The sequence below is a fragment of the Citrobacter sp. 50677481 genome (genome assembly GCF_001463265.1).
In the GTDB taxonomy this organism is placed as follows: domain Bacteria; phylum Pseudomonadota; class Gammaproteobacteria; order Enterobacterales; family Enterobacteriaceae; genus Citrobacter_A; species Citrobacter_A sedlakii.
Genome location: NZ_LNHZ01000061.1, coordinates 1 through 18466, shown reverse-complemented (window position 1 = coordinate 18466; position 18466 = coordinate 1). Strand labels below are relative to the sequence as shown.

The following is an 18466-nucleotide window of genomic DNA, read 5'->3' as shown; positions in this document are numbered from 1 at the left end:
TAATGGTTCAGATTCTTGACCAGTATGGTCGCCCGCTTAATAAAGAGGTGCTTAAAGCCCCCCAGACCTCCCGCACGTTCGAACTGCAGCGTGACTGGCCAACTCACCCCTCACGGGGAATGACCATTGCCCGGCTTCCTCGACTGCTGGAAGCGGCTGAACGCGGCGACCTGGCGGCTCAGGCTGACCTTTTCGAAGATATGGTTGAGCGGGACGGGCATATATTTTCTGAAATGGCCAAGCGCAAGAATGCGCTGCTCACTCTGGACTGGAGCATCGAGCCACCGCCGAACGCGACGGCGGAAGAAAAGCAGATCGCCGCGATGGTGGCCAGCTGGTTCGCTGACCTTCAGGAGATGGAAGATATTACCCTGAATGCGGCTGAAGCTATCGGTCATGGCTTTTCCGCTCAGGAGATTGAAAAGTGGGAGCTTGACGGCAATCTGTGGCTGCCTGTCAAAATCAAACTGCGTCCGCATCGCTGGTTCTGTACCACGCCGGAAGCCGGGGATGAGGTGCGTCTTAACACCGGCACGCTGGGTGGAGAAGAACTCTGGCCGTTTGGCTGGCTGGTGCATACGCACAACGCCAAGTCAGGCTATATCGCGCAGTCCGGCTTATACCGCGTACTGGTCTGGCCTTATCTGTTTAAAAACTACAGCGTGCGCGATCTCGCTGAGTTCCTGGAAATCTACGGGCTGCCACCGCGTATCGGGTCGTATATGTCCGGGGCCAGCCAGGATGAGCAGGATAAACTCATGGAAGCGCTGGTCAGCATCGGTCATAACGCCTCGGGGATCATCCCTGATAACACCAAAATCGAATTTAAGGATGCCGCTGAGGGGCAGTCTGATCCTTTCATGGCGATGATTAACTGGTGCGAACGTACCGAATCAAAGGTCATTCTCGGCGGCACGCTGACGTCACAGGCAGACGGCAAGTCCTCAACAAATGCCCTTGGTAATGTGCATAACGAAGTCCGCCACGATCTGCTGACCGCTGATGCCCGCCAGCTGGAAGGGTTTTACCGTGGCTTCATTCGTATGTTACTGGCCATTAATGGTTATAACGTCAGCCCGCGCCGTCAGCCGCGCCTGGTATTTGATACCCGTGAGCTGGAGAGTATTGAAACCTTCGCCAATGGTGTTTCCGCACTGGTACGCGCCGGGATGGACACTATCCCGACCTCATGGATACACAAAAAGGTCGGGATTCCGGTGCCAAAAGAGAACGAGGCTGTGCTGACGCCGCCCGCAACTCCCTCTCCGGTGGGGCTGAGCACCACGCCGGTATTCCGTCATTTCGCGGCACTGAGCACCACGGGCGAGGTTGTTGACCCTGCTCAGGATGCGCTGGACAGCGCCACGTCGCCTGGGGAGAGCATCGCGGTGGCCATGGATAAGCTGATTGCTCCGCTGGTCTCGGCCCTGAGCAAGGGGCAAAGCCCTGATGAAGCTCTGGATATCATTGCTGCGAGTTACCCTCAGCTGGATGACACGCAGCTGCAACAGCTGATAAAGCAGGCGCTGTTTGTCAGCGAGGTCTGGGGGCGACTCAATGCCGAAAGCTGATGTTGATCTGGGGTACGCCATCGGGTTAAAGCCCGAAGAAGCGATTGCCTACTTCGAGTCGAAGGGCTACGCCACCGGTTTTAACTGGCACGATATTGAGGCCCGCGCCCATGCCACCAGTTTCACCGTGGCGGGCGTCCTTAAACAGGATGTGCTTGAGGATATTCATAAATCGTTGCGCGAGCATATTGTTAACGGCGGCACACTTCGTGACTTCGAACGGCAGATTACCCCAACGTTGATCCGTAAGGGCTGGCTCGCCGACCGTGCCAGGCTGGTCGCTGATGAAGATGGCGTTCTGGAGGGTAAGCAACTCACGCCACGCCGTCTGCGCACCATCTTTGAAACCAATATGCAGGCGGCCTATGGTGCCGGGCGCTATGTGGAGCAGATGGCCAACGCGGAATTTCGCCCCATATGGGAACGCGTGGCCGTCATGGACATGCACACCCGGCCACTTCACGCCAGACTCAATGGTTTTACTGCCCGCTATGACGATCCAGTGTGGCAGTTTATGTACCCGCCTGACGGATACCACTGCCGCTGCCGCATTCGTGCCCGAACTCAGGCGGATGCAGACCGCATGGGGATTGAGGTCAAATCGTGGGAGCAGGACATTGTCACGGTACAGCAGGCATGGGGACCAAAAGAAACCCGTGACGTTAAGGCGTTACGCTTCAACGGCGAGCTTTACACGCCTGATGCCGGATTCGGGCACAATCCGGGTCAGGGCTGGCTCTCTTCTCTTGGACAGCGCCTTATGGATAAATCTGTAACCACCACGCCCCGGATTGCTTCTCAGGCCATCCATGAAACCCTGTCTGAACCTGCTGTGCTGGATGCCGTCAGCGATGATGTGCGTCGCTGGGTCGACACCGTCAGCGTGCGGCAGAAGACCCGTGGCGACCTGAGGCGCGTCGGCGGTATCCAGCCTGAGCTGCTGAATCGCCTCGAAGAGCGTGGTGTTAACGGTGCGATCACATTAAGCATTCACGAAGAGGATGTCCGGCTGGCTCCGGGCCCGATGTGGTCAGAGCTTCCCGTTCTGCTCCGTCAGCCAGATGGTGTCTGGCTTGATGATGACGCTCTGGTGTGGCTCCTCTCCGGGCAGAACGGCACCCGCGCCGTGCGTGGTGTGCAGTCTGACGATGGCTGGCGTCTGTCGCTTGTAAACGCCGGTGCCACCGTCACCCCTGGCGATGTGTTATCTGAACGCGCGGCGCAGCTGCTGGAGCTGAAATCATGAGCTACGCCATCAGGTATGACATTGGTGACTTTGAGCGCTCACTCGGTGAACTCATTAAAAAGCTGGAAAACCGCGCCCCCCTGATGCGTGAGATGGCCGCTGCCATGGGGGATGCGGTTGAAGAAAACTTCGCGCAACAGGGGCGGCCCGCGTGGATGGGCTGGAGCCCGGTATATGCCCGTCAGCGCCGGGGCGGTAAAATTCTCCAGAAGAGCGGTAGACTGGCGGCGAGTATCACGCAGTACAGCACGAATGATGAGGCGACGGTCGGGACCAATGTGAAATACGCCCGCATTCATCAGGAAGGTGGGGAAATCAGCATTCCGGCCCGCAGCCAGAAAGCCTACTACCGCCAGAACAAGGATGGTTCAGTGGGTAACCGGTTCGTTAAAAAATCCCGTTCCAACTTTGAGCAGTGGAACACTATCGGGGCGTATAAAATTAAGATGCCTGCGCGTCCTTTCCTGCATCTCACCGAAGATGACGTGGAGAAGATGGAGAGTACGGCTGAGCAATATCTGAAACGTATTTTAGACTGAGGGCAAATTCGTCCTGTAAGGCGCTGTGACGCGTTCAGTCTGATTGTGCTAGAGTGATTCGGCCAGAAGGTATTCAGACGTTTTTAAAAGCGGTTTAAAAAGGTCTGGGCTCATAAATGCATTACAGGAGCGAGCAACTGGACACATTCAAAGCTTTCCTTGATTATTTCACCCCGCAGCAGTGGGTTTTCATTGGCATCTTTGGGGGCCTGGTTATAAAGGTTGCTGAGTGGTTCACTGACCGATACTTTGCCCGCCGGCATCAGAAGCGTCAGTCTGCTAAACCCGATAAGCCGACAACCAAAGAAAACGATCCTCAGCGCTAATCCACTGAACCTCTTCATCTGAACCTCCCCGCAGTGGTGCCGTATCGTCGGCACCATGAAAAAGACACTCATCGCTTCACTCACCCAGGAAATTAACACCGCCACTCCCGGTGTCATCCAGCTCTTCCCGGCTGGTGAATTCCGCGCCCGTGACGGGCGTCCGACCGAATGCGCCGCCTGGCTTATGACGCGGGAAATTGCAGAGCGCCTTATTGCCGCAGCTGATGCCCGCGACACCCCCTACGTCCTGGACTACGAGCACCAGACCCTTCGGGCCGCTAAAAACGGTCTGCCTGCGCCTGCAGCTGCATTCTTCAAAAAGCTGGAGTGGCGGGACGGTGAAGGTTTGTTCGCCATCGATGTCGAGTGGACAGCCGCAGCGGCTGCGATGGTCGAGGCGAAAGAGTATCGCTTTATTTCCCCCGTATTTTCTTACGACAAAACCGGTCAGGTGCTGGAGTTGCTTAACGCCGCGCTGACCAATACACCAGCGGTGGACGGGATGGAGGAAGTGTTACTTGCTGCCGCCTCCCTGATGGCCGCGCATTTAACCACAGAGGGTCAGACCGAAATGGATGAAGAATTTCTCAACGAGCTACTGAGCAACCTGCGCTGGATGCTCAATCTGCCAACCGCCTCAACGAAAGAAGAGATCATGGCTGAGCTGCAAAAAATCATCACCATGATTTCCGGTGGTCAGGGGACTGCAGCGGCGTCGGTCAGTCTGCTGGATATCCTGAACCAGAACGCGCAGAACATCGCTGACCTGACGGCGAAACTCGACACGCCTGACCCGGCTAAATGGGTTTCGGTGGAGGTCATGCATTCAGCCGTTCAGCAGGCAACAGAGCGTGCCGGTGCGGGTAATACCGCCGCGCTTGCCACACAGCAGGCTGAAGCGCTGATTACGGTTGCCCTCAGCGACGGTCGTCTGCTTCCGGCACAGCAGGCATGGGCTGCGTCACTGGCGAAATCCGATCCGGCCAGTCTTACCGCCTTTATCGAAAAAGCGCCAAAGATTGCCGCACTGACTACCAGTCAGACGCAGGGGCAACCTCCAGCGGGCCTTCCGCCACGCCCGTCTCAGGGTGCTGAAGATGATGCGATTGACCCGGCCATCTGCTCCATGATGGGCAATGACCCGGAAAGCGTCGCGAAATACCTCAAATAAAGGAGAGCGAAATGGATCGTCATACCCCTTATCGCGACGGCCAGCTGTTTGCCGTCCCGGTTGCGGCAGCCACTGAACTCTTTGGCGGCCATATTATTGCGGCCAACGCAGCGGGCTTTGCTGTACCTGGCAGCGCCACGGCGGCCAATACCACCCTCGGCATCTGTGATGGCTGGGTGGATAACTCTGCCGGTGCAGCCGGTGATGCGAGCGTGCTGGTTCGTCGCGGTAAAGCCTGGTTCCTTGCCAACAGCACTGCTGATGCGGTCACGCAGACGCAGATTGGTAAGGATTGCTACGTGGTGGACAGCCAGACCGTGGCCAAAACCAGTGATACCAACGCCCGCCCGGTCGCAGGAAAGGTGCTGGGCCTTGAGAATGATGGCGTCTGGGTTCTGATTTAATAAGGAGAGAACCGTGTTAATTAACGTAAAAAATGTACGTCAGATTTTCATTAATCTGAAAGCGACCTTCCAGAACGCCTTTGATCAGGCTCCGTCCGACTGGCAGAAGATTGCCATGGTGGTGCCGTCGACCGGGAAAGAAAACGACTACAGCTGGCTGAGCCGTTTCCCGAAAATGCGTGAGTGGATTGGCGACAAGGTGGTTAAAGCGCTCGCCGCGTTCAACTACACCATCCGTAACAAAGACTGGGAAGCGACGGTAGAAGTTGAGCGTAACGATATCGAAGACGATCAGATCATGGGCTATGCCCTGCAGGCGAAAGGTGCGGGCCAGTCCGCTGCAGAACTGCCTGCCGATATCGTCTTCGCGCTCCTGAGCAAAGGTTTCACCAATCTTTGCTACGACGGTCAGCCCTTCTTTGATACCGACCACCTTTCGGGGGGCAAGTCGGTCTCTAACAAAGGCACGAAAAAGCTTGCCGTTACCTCGCTTGCCGCCGCGAAAGCAAGTTACGGGGCTGCACGAACGGCCATGCGCAGCCTGAAGGATGATGAAGGCGCGTCCCTGAAAATTCGCCCGACCATCCTGGTTGTGCCTCCGGCTCTTGAAGACGATGCCAACTATCTGATGACGGCTGACCGCTTCCCTGACAATACGCCAAACCCATACAAGGGGACGGCTGAAGTTCTGGTTGTGCCGGAGCTGACGTCAGATACCGCCTGGTTCCTGCTGGACACGTCAAAACCCGTGAAGCCCCTGATTTATCAGGAGCGTAAAAAACCGGTCTTTGTCGAGCAGACCGACTACAACGCTGACAACGTCTTTATGCGCAAGAAGTTCATCTTCGGTGCTGAAGCCCGTGCAAATGGTGGCTACGGCTTCTGGCAGATGGCGTATGGCTCCACCGGGGAGGACGCATAATGCCGATTCAAATCACTGCCCGTCGCGATGGCTTTCGCCGTCTCGGCATCGCCCACAGCGCGAATACTGTGACCTGGCCGGATGACCATTTCAGCGACAGCGAACTCCAGATTCTGGAAAACGATCCCAATCTGATTGTGGTTCGTTTGCAGGATGTGCCTGAAAACGCTGGCGACGGGGATGCTGTTTCCGCCCTGACCACCGAGCGTGACGGCCTCAAAGTACGCGTCAGCGAGCTGGAGGCGACGGTTCTGCAGCTCAGCCAGGATGGCGACGCGCTTAAGCAGCAGCTTGCCAGTGCAAACGGCACCATCGCGGAGCTGGAGACTGAACGCAATGCACTGCGTCAAGAGCTGGATGCGCTGCAGGCCGGTTCGCAAAACCCGGACAAAAAGACGAAGGGGTAAGCCATGTACGCGAACCGTGAGGACATGGTCAGGGCGTTTGGTGAGCGTGAGTGCGTGTCGCTCACCGACCGCAGCTACACCGGGCAGATTGACGATGATGTGCTGAACGGCGCACTCGTTCAGGCCAGCGCTGAAATCGACGGATATCTCTGCGGTCGCTATCCGGTGCCCTGGGCTGATGAGCCCCGTGTTCTCGTCGGTCGCTGCTGCAACATTGCCCGCTATCTTCTGTGCGGCTCTGAGACCCAGATGACAGCGGAAATCCGCGAGCGGTATGAGGACACCGTTCGTTACCTGGAAAAAGTTGCATCCGGGCGAATCAATCTGGGCCGCACGACGACGGGGGAAGTGGTGAAAAGCGGAACCGGTGCGCGGATGGTGTCGGGTGGTCGCGTCTTCGGACGTGACCAGACTGGCGGAGGAAGTTTCTGATGGTGATTACGGATATTGAAAAAGCCATCGTGGAGCGGCTTCGCAAAGGTATGGGCCGTATGGCTAAGAACGTGCGCTCCTACGGCGGCGAGCTGGACGGCGAGCCTGCGGAGGTACTGCGCCAGCTGCCTGCCGTCTGGGTGACGTTTGGCGGGGTCCAAAAAACCGAGCCATACAGCACAGCACGGCAACGGTTTGTCACGCACGGTCGCTTTGTCGTGGTGGTAGGCGAGCGCAGCCTGCGCAGTGAAGAAGCGGCCCGTATGGGTGGGCCGCACGTACAGGAGGTCGGTACGTACATTCTTGTTGCTGCCGTTCGTCGTCTGCTGTCCGGTCAGGATATGGCGGATACGGGTATTAAAATTGACCCGCTCAGCCCCGGTCGCGTGCGCACGCTCTTCAACACCCAGATAGAGACTCAGGCATTTTCCGTTTTTGCCTGCGAGTTCGACACGAAATGGATTGAGTCAGCGCTGGAGAACGGGCGTTACCCGCTTACGGATGCGCCGGAAGGCCATGTTGATCATATGTTCCAGATTTATGGCGGTGCCACCACCGACGATGACCCGGCATGGCTGAAAACCCGACTCAGTTACGATCTTAAGCAGCCTGATAAAGACAATGCAGCAGAGGACATTATCAGTCATGAGCAAAATTAAAGTAAAAGCCGCCAGTGGGTTGAGCGTGCCGCGCGAGGATAATGCGCGCCGCTACATCACCGATGCGGAACCCCTTGAGGTGGAGAACACCGCTTATTACCAGCGTCAGGTAATGGCCGGTGATCTGATTATTGTCACGGACAGTGACAAGAACACCAAAAACAAAAATAACGCAGTCAGCACGGAGGTGAACGGTGAGCAGTCCTAATATCAGTTTTGACACTATCGGTACGAACCGCAAGCCAGGTCAGTATATTGAGTTCAACACCCGCCTGGCCGTTCGTACCCTGCCGGGTAACACCCAGAAGGTGCTGATGATTGCACCAATGCTGGCCTCCGGTTCGTCTGCACCGCTTGTCATTCAGTCTGTTTTCTCTGATGAAGAGGCTGCGACGTACTTTGGCCGTGGCTCACTGGCGCATCTGATGGCCACGGCGGCCATCGGTGCCTACCCCTATCTGCAACTGCAGATCGTCGGGGTCAGCGATGCGGCCACTGCAACAGCCGCGACGGGCAAAGTCACCCTGACCGGCACAGCATCTTCCAGCGGGAAGCTGAGCGTGACCATTAATGGCACCCGTATTGATGTCGGTATTTCGGCAGCAGATACGGCAGAGACCATTGCGGCAGCGTTGACGGAACTGATTACCCAGAAAGACGGGTTGCCAGTGACAGCGACGGCAAACGCGGGGGAAGTGACCCTGACCTGCCGCCATAAAGGGGCGGTTGGTAACGACATTATTGTCTCTTCCGCCGTGACGGCAGCGGGTATCACAGCAGCGGCGACCACTCTTGCAGGCGGCAATGTTGATCCGGATATTACGCCAGCGCTGGCAGCGGCGTTCTCAGCAGGTCATAACATTGTTGTTTGCCCGTTCTCCACCCAGGAGGCGATGACGGCACTGCGTAACCATCTGACAAACGTCAGCAATGCGATGGAGCAGCGCGGTGCAATCGGCGTGGGTGGCTGGCGCAAGTCGCTTTCCACCGGCATTGCACTGGCAGCCTCACTGAATGACGGGCGTATCACGCTGGGCTGGCATAGTGGCTCGGTAAAAACCCCGGCGCAGATTGCCGCTGCCTATGCTGCTGTTATCGCCAGTGAAGAGGACCCGGCCCGCCCGCTGAACACCCTTGCGATGAGCACGCTGGACGTGACTGCAGTAGAGAGTCAGCCAGGGCGAACCGAGCAGGAGAACGCCCTGCGTAATGGTCTTACGCCGTTTGAGATTGGCCCCGGTGACAAAGTGCAGATCGTTCGCGCTATCAGCACCTACACCAAAAACGCCCAGGGCGTGGATGATGTGGCGCTGCTGGATATCACCACCATCCGAACGCTGGACTACGTGCGCAAGGCCTGCCGTGAACGCATCGCTCTGCGATTCCCGCGCGACAAGCTCAGCTCAAGGACGCCGCCGAAGGTGCGAAGCGAACTGCTTGATGTGCTTTACAAGCTGGAGGAGCTGGAGATTGTCGAGGAGGTGGATGCCAACAAAGACGGTCTTATTGTTGAGCGCGATCTGCAGGATGTTAACCAGCTGAACGGTCGCATTCCTGCGGATGTTGTGAATGGCCTGCACGTCTTTGCCGGTCGAATTGATTTGCTGCTCTGAGGGGTAAACCAGAATGGCTCTTGAAGAATATGTTGGCGCGATCGTCATGGAAGTCGACGGCCAGGAAATTGAAGTGACTGACCTCAAGGAAGATGTGACCACCGGGCGAAAGCTTGTGAAGACGATGAACAAAACGGGCCGCGCCAAAGGTTTCTCCCGTGGCATCGAAGAGATTCAGCTGACCGTTACGGTGGTCATCCCGGAATCCGGCGACCTGAACTGGGGCGGTATTGAAGGTGCGAAAATCACCCAGTATCCACTCAACAGCAGCGGTAAACGTGTTTCTTACCTGGACTGCTTCAGCACTCAGGCCGGGGCTCAGTATACCGTCGATAACGAAGCGAAGCGCGATATCACCATGAATGCACTTCGTCGGGTGGAGGAATAAATGGAAAAGCAGCAGCTTTTATATGGCGTTAAATACGGTGATAAAGTCCATTTTGACTTTGCCGTCAGGCTGCCTGTTGTCAGGTACACTATTGAAGCCCTGCGTCTCACGGATGAGGCTTGCGGAACAACCGAAGGGGCTTCGGCGGGGATGTATTATCGTGTAGCGCTGATGGCACAGGCAATTGAAGAACTTGGTTCACTGAATAAGGAAGACATAACACCAGAGTTACTCCTTGATGAGTTGAATGATGATGACTTTGACATCATTGATGCTCAGATTAACGCTGTTAAAAAAAAGCGGATGGATTTGAACAAAAACTCACCGGCTACCGAACCCTCGTCCTCGCACTCGGACGATACGGGATCAGTGAGCAGCAAATCGGAAGCATGACACGAACGGAACTCGACGGCTACACCGAAGCACTTGCCCGGTTACACGGAAAGAAAACCGGGCAAACTACCACCCGCACAACCCGTACGGTCAAATCGCAACGCCTGAAGAAAGTCGGCAAACGGAGATAACCCATGGCGCGTAACTTACAACTGGCGCTGCAGTTGCTGGCACGTGATACCGGCTCCAAAGTGCTTAAGCAGGCACTGCAGGGTATCAGTCGTGATACCAAAGCGGCGCAAAAAACCGATGATGAGCTGGCGAAATCCCGCCAGCAGAACGCAGCCACAGCGATTCGCTCCTCCCGTTCTCTTCAGGACGAATACCGTCGCGCCAGTTCGGCGCGATCTACCCTTGGTATTCGTTCAGAGCGAGAGATTCAGCGCGAAATACAGCAGACTATGGCCGCCTATAACCGCTTATCTCGTACCGGTGCACTGTCCGCTAATGAGCAGACAAGAGCCTTCTCTGCCATGAAAGATAAAGTGCGCAATTTGCGCAGTGAATTGAACGGTGTTGGTGAAGGTATGAGCCGAATGCAAAAACTAGGTACTGCGGGCTCAACTATCTCAGCTGTAGCCGGTGGGGTCATGGCAGCAGGCGCTACACTGGTCCGTCCGGTCTCGAATCAAATGAGTTACCAGCAGAGACTGGCAATGATGGCTAACACAGCCTATGCAGATCAGGGCCTGGAGGGCCGGCGCACTGGTATGAATGAAATGGATTCCCTTATTCGTCATTCAGTTAAAACTGGTGGCGGGACTAAAGAATCAGCAGCAGAGACTCTGGATGCAATGCTTGCATCAGGCTCTGTAAGCATGCAATCGGCGAAATCAATATTGCCTTTGATTCAAAAATACTCAACTGCAACGGGAGCAGCTCCCGCTGACCTTGCAAATATCGCAATTAAATTAAAACAGTCATTTGGAATTCAGGATACAGAGCTTGATAAAGCACTCAATATGTCGATCAGTGCCGGACAAAACGGTTCATTTGAGTTGAAGGATATGGCAAAGTGGCTTCCATCACAACTTGCAAGCGCCGGTAATGCTGGTATGAAAGGTCTGGACGACTTTGCAGTGTTATTGGGTTGGAATCAGGCATCAGCCATTACCGCTGGCTCTCCTGACCAGGCAGGTAACAATCTTAATAATCTTCTCTTGAAATTAAATAGCCAGGATGCCGCTAATGCCGCCGCAAGAGTAAAATTACCGAGTGGTCGAGGAATCGATCTTTCAGGTAGTCTCGCCAAAGGTGTTGGTAAAGGAGTTAATCCTCTCGAAACATTTAACCAAATTGTAGATAAGGTTGTTGCATCTAATCCTGCTTATAAAAGGCTAGAAGAAAAACTTAAAATAGCGCCTGAAAACGAAAAAAGAGAAATTATTAACTCTCAAGCAAAAATACTGGAAGGGTCAGGTATTGGAAAAATAATTGCAGACCAACAGGCTTTACTTGCACTCCTGGGATACAGAGGTAACAAATCCTATACGCAGGGTGTTATTTCAGAAGCTAATTCTCAACGTAACTTATCAGATGGAAAAACGGCTGGCGATCTTAGTTTTTTGTTAATGTCGGAACAACCTGGATTCAAACTGGGACAACTTGATAACGAGAGAGACTTTCAGGAGATGGATTCAGTCAAGCCGTTATCAGATTCCCTGGGATATCTTTCAGATAAATTACTGAAGTATGCAGAGGAATATCCTGGTTTAACCAGGGCTGTTTCTGATGCAGCTATTGGAATTAAAGCAATGGCTGCGGCTGCGGCGGTATTTGGTGCGATAAAATGGATGTCAGGACGGGGAGGGGCTGGGGGCAAGCCAGCAGGCTCAAATCCCCTTGAAATTCTCGCGGAAGGTGCTTCTGGCAACAATGCCGTACCTGTTTATGTAACTAATGCTCAGGAAATCGGCGGCGATAAAGAAGGCTTCCTTGACAAATTTTTGGGGGGAAGTAGTGATTTGCCAGGCCAGTTAGGAAAATGGGCTTCATATGCAAATGTGGCAAATATTATTTATGAGTCTGCCCAGGATAAATTCGATTCTGCTGACGAGGAAGCTAAATCAAAAGGGATCACTACTGGCGAGCTTTTTAGACAAAAGTTTCAGGAAAAAGAGAATAACAAGAAACCTCTTTTCGATGTTGATCTCTTTTCAATGGTCAAATCCTGGTGGAGTTCACCTGCCACTATAGGGCAAAACACACCTGCAGCAACAGGCGTGCCGTCTTATCTGTTGCCTCAGCAGCAACAAAAATCACAACCCATTAACCTCACCACAAAGCTGATACTGGACGGTCGTGAAATAGCATCAGCTGTTAATGAATACAACGGCGAACAATCCGTTCGCGGCTCAACAGGAGGCCCGCAGTGAGCTGGGAAGATTCATTACAGGATGCCTCATTCAGGGGCGTCCGCTTCGATGTGGTTAATACCCGTGACAGCGCCAGCCGCGACATTGCGACCTATGAGTATCCCTATGTGGACGGCGGCGATGTTGATGACCTTGGCCGCAAGCCTCGTAACCTGCGAATGACGGTCCTTTTCTGGGGTGACGATTACGAAGTGCGACTGCAGGCGTTTCTGGCCGCGCTGGATACACGCGGTAGCGCGGAGTTAATCCACCCGGTTTTCGGCTCCATGACGGGCATGCAGTGCATTGAGTATCAGGCATCGCATGAAGCGGAGAACGTTGATTACTGCGTTGTCGAAGTGGTCTTTATCCAGGGTGGACTTAATCTGCCTTTCTTTGGCAGCGACTTCCCGCTGTCGAAGGCCGATATCATTTTCAACCAGGCGCAATCTGCTCTGGAGAAAGCCCAGACGGCCATCGACAATATTCTCTCGCCTCTGCGTACAGCGAAAAAGTGGATGAAGAAAGCGAAATCGCTGGCAACCACGACGCTGAATATGGTTACCGTACTTAAGGGGGAACTGACGGGATTTGTCAGTACCACCTCGGATTTTGTTAATTACCCGAAAGCGTTCATGAATGACCTGCAGAGTGCGCTGAGCCTGACGTCGTTTCAGTCCAAATCAAGTGTCAGTAATAATCCAGGAAGCTATTCACAGTCTTCAGACGTTTCCGGTACAGCGGGCATCGTGATGGCCGACTGGAAGAATGGCCGTAACAATCTGCAGGAGGTGGCCGCATTACCTCAGCAAATCGTGACCGGGCAAAAGACTGTTGCCGTCACCGTTCCGGCGGGATCATCAACGTCTGATATCACTGAGCTGGTAACGGCGGTAAAAATCCAGGTTGCAATCCAGCTGGCGCTTGATGCTTCCGACATACTCAGTGACAGCAGCATCAGCGATATTCTGTCGCCTGTCGATATTGAGCAGATCACCAACGACACCAGGACGGCCATTCAGACGGCAATCGACCAGACGCGGGACACCTTTGCTGCCGATACGCAAAACGTGAGCGCCGGTGAAACACCGGGTGGCGTGACATGGCAACCCGTGGTTGAAAGCCTCAAGGATATTGCCCTGACTGTTCAGGAGTTGGGCGCAGCCGTTATTACCAGCAGACCGCCACTGACGACGCGAGTGATATTGTCCGACACCAACCTGCATTTGCTGGCCCACTTGTGGTACGAGGACTACACCCGCGCCGCCGAGCTGCTGCGCCTTAATCCGACATTACGTAATCCTAACAACATCAAAGCCGGTGACATTCTGAATGCCTACTCAAGATAAAGATTCGCAGAATACGGTGAGCCTGGTTATTGATGGCAAAATCCACAGTGCATGGAGCCGCTATCAGATTGACTCCGATTTTCTGATCCCCTCCGATGCCTGGAGCGTAACGCTTGGGCTGCCTGACGGTATTTTTCCGGCGGCCATTAAACGAGGTGTGCCGGTACTGGTCAGGGTGGGTAATGATGTGGTGATGTCCGGTCGGGTGGATGTGGTTCAGCGCCGCGTATCCCGTCAGCAGGTCTCTTTATCGCTTTCCGGTCGCGATGGCGCTGCCGTGCTTGTTGACTGCGCTTCACCAGTTTTCACCTCCCGTCAGCTCAGTCTTGAAGAAGTGATCGCCCAGGTAGTCAGGCCGCTGGGGGTGACAAACATCCGCATTGAGGCTGAGACTTCCCTGCGTAATGACAAGGTCAGCGTTGAACCCGGAGAACGTGCGTGGGATACGCTTGAGCGTGCAGCTGCTGCACGCGGGTTATGGCCATGGTTTGAGCCAGATGGCACGCTGGTTATTGGTGGGCCGGACTACACAAAAGACTCGGTGGCCACGCTGATTCTTAATCGTGACGGTCGGGGAAACAACGTCCTCGATCTCAGTGACCGGTCATCCATTACCGGGGCGTTCTCTGAACTGACAATGCTGGCACAGGGACACGGTCAGGGGAAAAAATCCGGGAAGCTCGATGTTATTGACGTTGATGGCCAGAGCGCTGACGCAGAAGACGACGATGATGCCGATGATATTTATGACAGCACCGGCTCTGCAGAGAATGGCTTTCATGGCTTACGCAGCACCGTTCGGGACAGTACCGTACCATTTTACCGTCCGCAAATTATGGTTGCCGGTGATGCTGATAACCAGGCACAGGTTGATTATCGCGCAAGAAAGGCCATGGCCGATGCCCGCCTGAACGGGTTTGATCTGACAGCTATTGTTAAAGGCCATCGCATGGAGAACGGTAAGTTATGGCAACCGGGCCAGCGTATCCGTGTCCGAAGCGAGTCACATGGCATTGATGACATTTACTTCCTCATGGGAAGAGAGTTTTCAGGTGGACGGCCAGACAACACCATTACCACCCTGCGTCTCAAAGAGGATGGAATATGGATACCGGATGCTTATCCGAAAAAACGGAAATCACGTAAACGCCGCGCCAAGGTAAATAAAGAGCTGGAGATTATCGATGTGGAGCAAAATTGATTCGCGTATTAACACGGCGTTAAACCGTATAAGACAGGCCTTCAGGGGCGTTTTAATAAGGGTTAACAGCGGCGGTGATATTCAGACCATTCAGGGTAAAGGTCTGGCTACGGAGTCCCTGCAGGATGTGGAGATGTTCCAGCAATACGGTTTTACATCCAACCCGCCCAGGGGCACTAAAGCCATTATGCTCCCGCTGAACGGGCGCACCAGTCATAGCGTGGTTATTGCCACGGAACACGCTTCATACAGGCTAAAGAGCCTGAAAAGTGGTGAGCTTGCCATTTATTCGGATGAAGGCAGCAACATTATCCTGAAGCGCGGGAAAATTATTGAAGTGAACTGTGATGAATATATTGTTAATACTAAAAAACATATCGTGAATACCGAAGAGCATATTGTTAATACAAAAACGTATAAAACCACAGCCTCAGAGCGGGCAGATTTTGATACACCACTGCTGAAAGGCAGTAATGAAGTCGCTGACGGGAAATCTACGCTGAACACCATGCGTGAGACTTATGACGGTCACGACCACAACCACGGCGGCGATGCAGGCACAACGCAGAAACCTAATCAGCAAATGTAATTTGTGGTAACGTAAGTTCTCCTTCAAAAGCAATACCCACTGAACCCCTTCACCGATAATTTAAATTTCCATGCCGATAGTATTACGGCATGGAAATGTTGATTGACCCAACGACCGGCGATTATACCGGCGACAGCTCAGACACTTTAGCGAATGCCGTCTATTTAAGGCTGATGACGCCCCTTGGCTCATGGTGGGCTGAGCCAGCACTGGGCTCTCTTTTACATACACTGCGCCGCGAAAAGGATGTGTCCCGCGTTCAGAAACTCGCGGTGCAGTATTCGCAGCAGGCCCTGCAGCCGATTATTGATGACGGTCGCGCCCGGTCTATTTCCATTACTGCAGAGCACTGGCAAAAAGGCTGGATGCTGCTTCATATAATCGTCACGTCCGCGAGCGGAACGCCGCAGACCTGGAAATTTCCGGTTAAGGTCAGCTGATGCCATTCATTACCAAAAATGCCGCGCAAATTCGCACCGACATTCTGCGGGATATCAAAAATCTCCTGCAGTTGTCAGATGACAAGCTGGGGCCAGACAGCGACTGGTATGTCCGGGCGTCAAGTGTGGCCAGCGTTGCCGAAGGGCTTTATCAGCATCAGGGATGGATAGTCCGTCAGATATTCCCGGATACAGCTGATTCTGAATTTCTCTATCTGCATGCCCGCTTACGTGGTTTAAGTAAAAAAGCAGCAAATAACGCCTCCGGGCCCGCTACATTTACCGGCGAACCGGGAGCCTTAGCTGCCGCCGGTCTTGTGTTCAAACGCGACAGTGTTTCATGGACAACAACCGAAGAAATTACTATCGGGCCGGATGGAAAAGCATCCGTAAATGCCATGTCATCACTGTCAGGGACTGCGGGTAACACCACCTCAGTCACATCGGCAACGCTGACCACTACACCTGACGGGTTTGACAGCACAGTGACCGTAGGTCTGATGACTGGCGGTACGGATGAGGAAACTGATGCGGAGCTGCTTGCCCGTCTGCTAGAAATCATTCGCCGACCTCCTGCAGGTGGTAATAAATATGATTACAAACGCTGGGCCCTGGAAGTATCCGGCGTATCCGCCGCATATGTTTACCCGTTGCGTCGTGGGCTGGGTACTGTTGATGTTGTGATCACGTCTGCAGGTGGGCTGCCTTCTCAGGATGTGATCGACAGGACACAGGCTCACATTGACGATGTCCGGCCTGTTACAGCAAAAAACACGCTGGTTCTCATGCCTGCCATCCGTACATTTGACGTGCTCGTAAAGGTATCACTGGAAGGCATCACCCTCGCCGCAGCCAAACAGGCTATCACCGGAACGCTTGAGGACGATGACTCGCGCCGTGAGCCGGGAGTGGCTTTTATTCGCAGCCAGGCGGGGACATTGATTTCTCTCATTCCTGGTATTACCGACTATGACATCGTTACACCATCCGCAAATATTCAGCCTGTAATCGATTCCACGAAAGTCGAATGGCTTAGATTAGGAAATGTGGAGGTAGAGCTGCTATGAGCTACTTCACGCTGTTAAATCGTCTGCTGCCACTCGTTTCGTACAGTCCGGGCCAGCCTCTGCTTGATGCATCATTGCGATCTGAATCAGGTGTTTTTGAGACTCTCGATGCGTCTGCAGGGCTTGTTGAAGGTGGAGTTACTCCATTTTATGCACGCAGCCTTTTGTCTGACTGGGAACGCGTCCTGGACCTTACTCCTGCTGAAGGTGCGACATACCAGCAACGCCAGCAGCGTGTGCTGGCCAAACTGGCCGAGGTTGGTGGTCTCAGTATTCCGTACTTTATTCAGTTGGCCAGTAACCTTGGCTACATCATCACAATTGATGAACCGCAACCTTTCAGGGCGGGAGTTAACCGCGCCGGTGATCGCCTCTGGGTTGAAGACATTATCTGGGTCTGGCGCGTCAATATTCAGAACTCAGGAACGCAATCCTATCGCTTTCGCTCAGGCAGTTCAGCTGCAGGTGAGCGCCTGACTACCTTTGGTGATCCGGTTATTGAAGAAGTCTTCCGCGATCTCAAACCAGCTCATACATTTTGCTACTTCGCATATCAGGAGAATGAATAATGCGGCCCTTAATGCCACCGGTGCAGACGCCGGATAATCTTTTCCATGATGGTAATCCGCTCACTGGTGAGCTGGGAACCATAGTTGATGCTGAACACCTGAATAATGAACAAGCCGCTATCCGCGATACACAAAGTGAGCTGATTGCGATTCTAACAGCAGCGGCAATGGAACCAGAATCGACAGCAGGCCAGCTGTTAGCAGCGTTGAATAAACTCTATGCCCCCGGTAACGATACCCTGGTTGCGCTGGCTTCTCTGGTTGGTGCTGCAAACAAACTCCCGTACTTCACTGGTCCTAAAAACGCGGCCCTGACAGACCTGACGGCTTTCGCCAGAACGTTGCTTGGTCGTAGCGATGCTGCAGGTGTTCTCTCAGACCTTCAATTGGGAGAAGCGGCAAAGCGAGATGTTGGCACGACAGCCGGAACCGTTGCCGCTGGTGATGATTTACGCATAACAGGAGCACTTCAAAAGGCAAATAATCTTTATGAGTTAACAAATAAATCTGACGCAAGAGCTAATCTTGGGTTAGGAACCGTTGCAACAAAAAACGTGGGAAATAGTGCTGGGCAAATACCTGATATGTCTTACTGGTCTTCACCGTCAGGCGGAATTAATTTCCCGAATGGGTTCCAGATGCGATTCGGGACTATCGCAGGCGGTGGCGGAAAAGTATTTTCTACGCCATTTACAAACCAGTGCTATGGAATTGTTTTCGGACAAACATATGCATCCAACTATTGGATATTCAGCCCAATGTACAGAGCGTCAGACCTCAGTAAAACAGGTTTTGCTTTTATAAATACGGCATGGTCTGGCGTTCC

At 53.8% G+C, this 18466-nt stretch carries 22 protein-coding genes and 1 pseudogene; 22 read left to right on the top strand and 1 reads right to left on the bottom strand.

Going from position 1 to position 18466, the window contains the following annotated elements; genetic code table 11:
• Positions 1–2 precede the first annotated feature (2 nt).
• From APU02_RS16610 to APU02_RS16600, 3 genes are read left to right on the top strand one after another with little or no spacing between them, the layout of a single operon-like run.
• Entirely contained in the window at positions 3–1571 is a 1569-nt protein-coding gene (locus APU02_RS16610) for a DUF935 domain-containing protein (protein ID WP_060570694.1), read from the top strand.
• Entirely contained in the window at positions 1558–2817 is a 1260-nt protein-coding gene (locus tag APU02_RS16605) for a phage minor head protein (protein WP_060570693.1), read from the top strand. The genes APU02_RS16610 and APU02_RS16605 overlap by 14 nt, the downstream gene beginning before the upstream one ends.
• The gene (locus APU02_RS16600; protein ID WP_060570692.1) at positions 2814–3356 is read left to right on the top strand and encodes a phage virion morphogenesis protein; all 543 of its coding nucleotides are present in this window, start codon (positions 2814–2816) and stop codon (positions 3354–3356) included. The genes APU02_RS16605 and APU02_RS16600 overlap by 4 nt, the downstream gene beginning before the upstream one ends.
• Positions 3357–3466: 110 nt before the next feature.
• Here the strand turns inward: APU02_RS16600 and APU02_RS27005 are convergent, their stop codons facing one another.
• Positions 3467–3700, bottom strand: a complete 234-nt coding sequence (locus APU02_RS27005; protein WP_239692878.1) for a hypothetical protein — start codon at positions 3698–3700, stop codon at positions 3467–3469.
• A 37-nt stretch (positions 3701–3737) separates the two neighbouring features.
• Here APU02_RS27005 and APU02_RS16590 point away from each other — a divergent pair, with 37 nt between their 5' ends.
• The 19 genes and pseudogenes from APU02_RS16590 to APU02_RS27000 form a co-directional block, all read left to right on the top strand.
• On the top strand, positions 3738–4853 hold the full coding sequence (locus APU02_RS16590) for a phage protease (RefSeq protein WP_060570690.1): 1116 nt from the start codon (positions 3738–3740) through the stop codon (positions 4851–4853).
• Between the two features lie 11 nt (positions 4854–4864).
• Positions 4865–5257: a hypothetical protein gene (locus APU02_RS16585; protein ID WP_000373840.1), complete on the top strand. Its 393-nt coding sequence runs from the start codon at positions 4865–4867 to the stop codon at positions 5255–5257.
• Between the two features lie 13 nt (positions 5258–5270).
• Positions 5271–6179: a Mu-like prophage major head subunit gpT family protein gene (locus tag APU02_RS16580; RefSeq protein ID WP_021567604.1), complete on the top strand. Its 909-nt coding sequence runs from the start codon at positions 5271–5273 to the stop codon at positions 6177–6179.
• The gene (locus APU02_RS16575; RefSeq protein WP_060570689.1) at positions 6179–6586 is read left to right on the top strand and encodes an HI1506-related protein; all 408 of its coding nucleotides are present in this window, start codon (positions 6179–6181) and stop codon (positions 6584–6586) included. Before APU02_RS16580 ends, APU02_RS16575 begins: the two co-directional genes overlap by 1 nt.
• A 3-nt stretch (positions 6587–6589) precedes the next feature.
• Positions 6590–7018 (top strand): phage protein Gp36 family protein, encoded by a 429-nt coding sequence (locus tag APU02_RS16570; RefSeq protein WP_060570688.1) that lies wholly within the window; start codon positions 6590–6592, stop codon positions 7016–7018.
• A complete protein-coding gene (locus APU02_RS16565) occupies positions 7018–7677 on the top strand; it encodes a DUF1834 family protein (RefSeq protein WP_021567601.1) in 660 nt (219 codons plus the stop codon). Before APU02_RS16570 ends, APU02_RS16565 begins: the two co-directional genes overlap by 1 nt.
• Positions 7664–7885, top strand: coding sequence for a hypothetical protein (locus APU02_RS16560; protein ID WP_023311698.1), 222 nt, complete (start codon positions 7664–7666; stop codon positions 7883–7885). The genes APU02_RS16565 and APU02_RS16560 overlap by 14 nt, the downstream gene beginning before the upstream one ends.
• On the top strand, positions 7872–9290 hold the full coding sequence (locus tag APU02_RS16555) for a phage tail sheath subtilisin-like domain-containing protein (RefSeq protein ID WP_060570687.1): 1419 nt from the start codon (positions 7872–7874) through the stop codon (positions 9288–9290). Before APU02_RS16560 ends, APU02_RS16555 begins: the two co-directional genes overlap by 14 nt.
• A gap of 13 nt (positions 9291–9303) precedes the next feature.
• On the top strand, positions 9304–9678 hold the full coding sequence (locus tag APU02_RS16550) for a hypothetical protein (protein ID WP_023311695.1): 375 nt from the start codon (positions 9304–9306) through the stop codon (positions 9676–9678).
• Positions 9679–10071 carry a hypothetical protein gene (locus APU02_RS16545; protein ID WP_060570686.1) on the top strand — a complete coding sequence of 131 codons (393 nt, stop codon included), beginning with the start codon at positions 9679–9681 and terminating at the stop codon, positions 10069–10071.
• Positions 10068–10202 carry a hypothetical protein gene (locus APU02_RS27080; RefSeq protein ID WP_254925577.1) on the top strand — a complete coding sequence of 45 codons (135 nt, stop codon included), beginning with the start codon at positions 10068–10070 and terminating at the stop codon, positions 10200–10202. Before APU02_RS16545 ends, APU02_RS27080 begins: the two co-directional genes overlap by 4 nt.
• A gap of 3 nt (positions 10203–10205) precedes the next feature.
• The gene (locus tag APU02_RS16540; protein WP_045261511.1) at positions 10206–12446 is read left to right on the top strand and encodes a phage tail tape measure protein; all 2241 of its coding nucleotides are present in this window, start codon (positions 10206–10208) and stop codon (positions 12444–12446) included.
• The gene (locus APU02_RS16535; protein WP_060570685.1) at positions 12443–13774 is read left to right on the top strand and encodes a DNA circularization N-terminal domain-containing protein; all 1332 of its coding nucleotides are present in this window, start codon (positions 12443–12445) and stop codon (positions 13772–13774) included. The genes APU02_RS16540 and APU02_RS16535 overlap by 4 nt, the downstream gene beginning before the upstream one ends.
• Positions 13758–14975 carry a phage baseplate assembly protein gene (locus tag APU02_RS16530; protein WP_060570684.1) on the top strand — a complete coding sequence of 406 codons (1218 nt, stop codon included), beginning with the start codon at positions 13758–13760 and terminating at the stop codon, positions 14973–14975. Before APU02_RS16535 ends, APU02_RS16530 begins: the two co-directional genes overlap by 17 nt.
• The gene (locus APU02_RS16525) at positions 14959–15564 is read left to right on the top strand and encodes a phage baseplate assembly protein V (protein WP_060570683.1); all 606 of its coding nucleotides are present in this window, start codon (positions 14959–14961) and stop codon (positions 15562–15564) included. The genes APU02_RS16530 and APU02_RS16525 overlap by 17 nt, the downstream gene beginning before the upstream one ends.
• A gap of 89 nt (positions 15565–15653) precedes the next feature.
• Positions 15654–16004, top strand: coding sequence for a phage GP46 family protein (locus tag APU02_RS16520; RefSeq protein ID WP_060570682.1), 351 nt, complete (start codon positions 15654–15656; stop codon positions 16002–16004).
• The gene (locus APU02_RS16515; RefSeq protein WP_060570681.1) at positions 16004–17071 is read left to right on the top strand and encodes a baseplate J/gp47 family protein; all 1068 of its coding nucleotides are present in this window, start codon (positions 16004–16006) and stop codon (positions 17069–17071) included. Before APU02_RS16520 ends, APU02_RS16515 begins: the two co-directional genes overlap by 1 nt.
• On the top strand, positions 17068–17640 hold the full coding sequence (locus APU02_RS16510) for a putative phage tail protein (RefSeq protein WP_060570680.1): 573 nt from the start codon (positions 17068–17070) through the stop codon (positions 17638–17640). Before APU02_RS16515 ends, APU02_RS16510 begins: the two co-directional genes overlap by 4 nt.
• Positions 17640–18466: pseudogene (locus APU02_RS27000) on the top strand (hypothetical protein); the annotation flags it as partial. The gene APU02_RS16510 and the pseudogene APU02_RS27000, both read left to right, overlap by 1 nt.